Raw genomic sequence first — 3,537 nt, forward strand, 5'->3', positions numbered from 1 at the left:
CGAAGACCTGGCCGACCGAAGACCTGGCCGACACCGCCTGCCCGACCTGCGAAGGCACGCGGCTCAATGCCACGGCGCGCGCGGTGGGCTTCGGCGCATCCGTCGCCGACGGCATGGGCGGCATCGGCATCACCGAGCTCGCGCGCATGAGCGTGACCGAGGTGCGGCAGTGGTTCGAAGGCCTGGCGCTCACGGGCCGCGAAGCCGAGATCGCGCGCGACCTGGTGCCCGAGATCAGGAGCCGGCTCGAATTCCTCGAAGAAGTGGGCCTGGGCTACCTCACGCTCGACCGCGGCGCGCCCACGCTGAGCGGCGGCGAGGCGCAGCGCATCCGCCTGGCCGCGCAGCTCGGCAGCAACCTGCAGGGCGTGTGCTACGTGCTCGACGAGCCGACCATCGGCCTGCATGCACGCGACAACCAGATCCTGCTGGACGCGCTGCACAAGCTCGGCGACAAGGGCAACACGCTGGTGGTGGTGGAGCACGACGAAGACACCATCCGCCGCGCCGACCACATCATCGACATCGGCCCGAGCGCCGGCAAGCGCGGCGGCCGCCTCGTGGCCGAGGGCTCGGTCGCCGACATCCAGAAGGCGGGCGATTCGCAGACCGGGCGCTACCTGCGCGATGCGATCAAGCATCCCTTGCACGAACGGCGATTGGTTCCTCTCCCTCCCCTTCCGGGGGAGGGCCGGGGAGGGGGCACGACGGCCTCGAAGAAGACCGCTGGCCGTGCAAACGCCGCGAGCCCCCACCCCAACCCTCCCCCGGGAGGGGAGGGAGCGAGTGCCAATGCCTGGCTCACGGTGCACGGCGCCGATCTGCACAACCTGCAGGACGTGACCGCCACGCTGCCGCTGCACCGCCTGGTGGTGGTGACCGGCGTGAGCGGCTCGGGCAAGTCCACGCTCGCGCGCGACGTGCTGCTGGCCAGCGTGCATGGCATCGTGGTCCAGCGCATGACCAAGGCCGGCCGCGACGCCGACGCCGCGGGCAAGCGCCCGGCCTGGTCCGGCTGCGACCGCGTCGAAGGCTACGAGAGCATCGACCGCGTGCTCGAGGTCGACCAGACCCCCATCGGCAAGACGCCGCGCAGCTGCCCGGCCACCTACATCGGCTTCTGGGACACCATCCGCAAGCTGTTCGCCGACACGCTCGAAGCCAAGGCGCGCGGCTACGGCCCGGCCCGCTTCAGCTTCAACACCGGCGAAGGCCGCTGCCCCGGCTGCGACGGCGCGGGCGTGCGCACCATCGAGATGAGCTTTTTGCCCGACGTGAAGGTGCCCTGCGAGGTCTGCCATGGCGCGCGCTTCAATCCCGAAACGCTGGCCGTGAGCTGGCGCGGCAAGAGCATCGGCGAGGTGCTGCAGATGGAAGTGGACGAGGCGGTCGAGTTCTTCGCGGCCATGCCCAACATCAGCCATCCGCTGCAGCTGCTGAAGGACGTGGGGCTGGGCTACCTCACGCTGGGCCAGCCCTCGCCCACGCTCTCGGGCGGCGAGGCGCAGCGCATCAAGCTGGTGACCGAGCTCAGCAAGGTGCGCGACGACGTCACGCGCCGCGGCCAGAAGGCGCCGCACACGCTGTACGTGCTCGACGAGCCGACCGTGGGCCTGCACATGGCCGACGTCGAGAAGCTGATCCACGTGCTGCACCGGCTGGTGAACGGCGGCCACAGCGTGGTGGTGATCGAGCACGACCTCGACCTGATCGCCGAGGCCGACTGGATCATCGACCTCGGGCCCGAGGGCGGCAACGCCGGCGGGCGCATCGTGGCCGCGGCGCCGCCGGAGGAAGTGGTGCGGCTCGGCACGCACACCGGCGTGGCCCTGGCGCCGGTGCTGGCGCGGTAGCGGGCAGGGCGGGGCGCTGCCCCCGCCCAGCCTGGTTTCCTATTTCTGGATATCGCCCAGGCAGAGGTACTTGATCTCGACGTAGTCGTCCATGCCGTGGTGCGAGCCTTCGCGTCCCAGGCCCGACTGCTTCACGCCGCCGAAGGGCACATGCTCGGTGGCGATCACGCCGGCGTTGATGCCCACCATGCCGTATTCCAGCGCTTCCGCCACGCGGAAGATCCGGCCGACGTCGCGGGTGTAGAAGTAGCTCGCGAGGCCGAACTCGGTGTTGTTCGCCGCATCGATGCCCTCCTGCTCGGTCTTGAAGCGGAACACCGGCGCGAACGGCCCGAAGGTTTCTTCGCGCGCGCACAGCATGTCGGCGCTGGCGTCGGCAATCACGGTGGGCTCGAAGAACTGGCCCTGCATCCGGTGGCCGCCCGCCAGCACGCGGCCGCCCTTGGCAATGGCGTCGGCCACATGCCGCTGCACCTTGTCGATGGCCGCGTCCTCGATCAGCGGGCCCTGCACCACGCCATCTTCAAAGCCGTTGCCGACCTTCAGCGCCTTGACCCTGGCCGCGAACTTCTCGACGAAGGCGTCGTAGAGGCCTTCCTGCACATACAGCCGGTTCGCGCACACGCAGGTCTGGCCGGCGTTGCGGTACTTGCTGGCCATGGCGCCCTCGACGGCCGAATCCACGTCCGCATCGTCGAACACCAGGAAGGGCGCGTTGCCGCCGAGTTCCAGCGACAGCTTCTTGACCGTCGGCGCGCACTGGCTCATGAGGATGCGGCCGACCTCAGTGGAGCCCGTGAAGCTCAGATGGCGCACGACGCCGCTCTCGCACAGCTCCTTGCCGATCGCGATGCTGTTGCCACTGTCGGCCGTGAGCACGTTGAGCACGCCCGCCGGAATGCCGGCGCGCATGGCCAGTTCGGCGGCGGCCAGCGCCGTGAGCGGCGTGAGCTCGGCCGGCTTGATGACCACCGTGCAGCCCGCGGCCAGCGCCGGCGCCACCTTGCGCGTGATCATGGCGAGCGGAAAATTCCACGGCGTGATCGCCGCGCACACGCCGATGGGCTGCTTCATCACCAGGAGGCGCCGGTTGTTGTCGAACTGCGGCAGCACCTCGCCGTTCACGCGCTTGGCTTCCTCGGCAAACCACTCGACGAAGCTCGCGCCGTAGACGACCTCGCCCTTGGCCTCGGCAAAGGGCTTGCCCTGTTCGGCGGTCATCAGGCGGCCGAGGTCTTCGGTGTTGGCGATCAAGAGGTCGAACCACCTGCGCAGCACGATGCTGCGCTCCTTGCCGGTCTTGCCGCGCCAGGCGGCCAGGGCCTTGTCGGCGGCGGCAATGGCGAGTGCGGCATCCGCGCGCGTGAGGTTGGCCACGTCGACCAGCTTCTGTCCTGTGGCAGGGTCGTTCACATCGAAGCGGCTCTTGCCTTGAATCCATTCGCCGGCAATCAGCGCGTCTGTCTTCAGGAGGGTCGGGTCGTTCAGCAATGCGAGAGGAGATGTTTTCATGGTCGATGGTCTCGGTTTTGTTTTGCGATCTGTTGGGTTGAAGAGTCTTGTTTGGTGAGGCTGCTGTTCGGGGCGCGCTCCCGCCGACGGGGTACCTTGCTCCGCGAATGTCCTCCGGCCTGCGGCCTCCTCCTTTATTTCGCTGCGCAAGGCACCCCATCGGCGGGAGCGT

General features: G+C 68.8%; 2 protein-coding genes. One reads left to right on the forward strand and one right to left on the reverse strand.

All coding sequences use genetic code 11. From position 1 onward, the window contains the following. On the forward strand, nt 1-1,853 hold a 1,853-nt coding region (locus AC1DOC_RS24775; RefSeq protein WP_478130692.1), incomplete at its 5' end, for an excinuclease ABC subunit UvrA. 39 nt (nt 1,854-1,892) lie between these two features. On the opposite strand, the gene AC1DOC_RS24780 is transcribed toward AC1DOC_RS24775, so the two are convergent. After that, nucleotides 1,893-3,365, reverse strand: coding sequence for an NAD-dependent succinate-semialdehyde dehydrogenase (locus tag AC1DOC_RS24780; protein ID WP_478079279.1), 1,473 nt, complete (start codon nt 3,363-3,365; stop codon nt 1,893-1,895). Between the last annotated feature and the right edge of the window lie 172 nt (nt 3,366-3,537).

Source organism: Variovorax sp. 01T439_2, assembly GCF_056398445.1.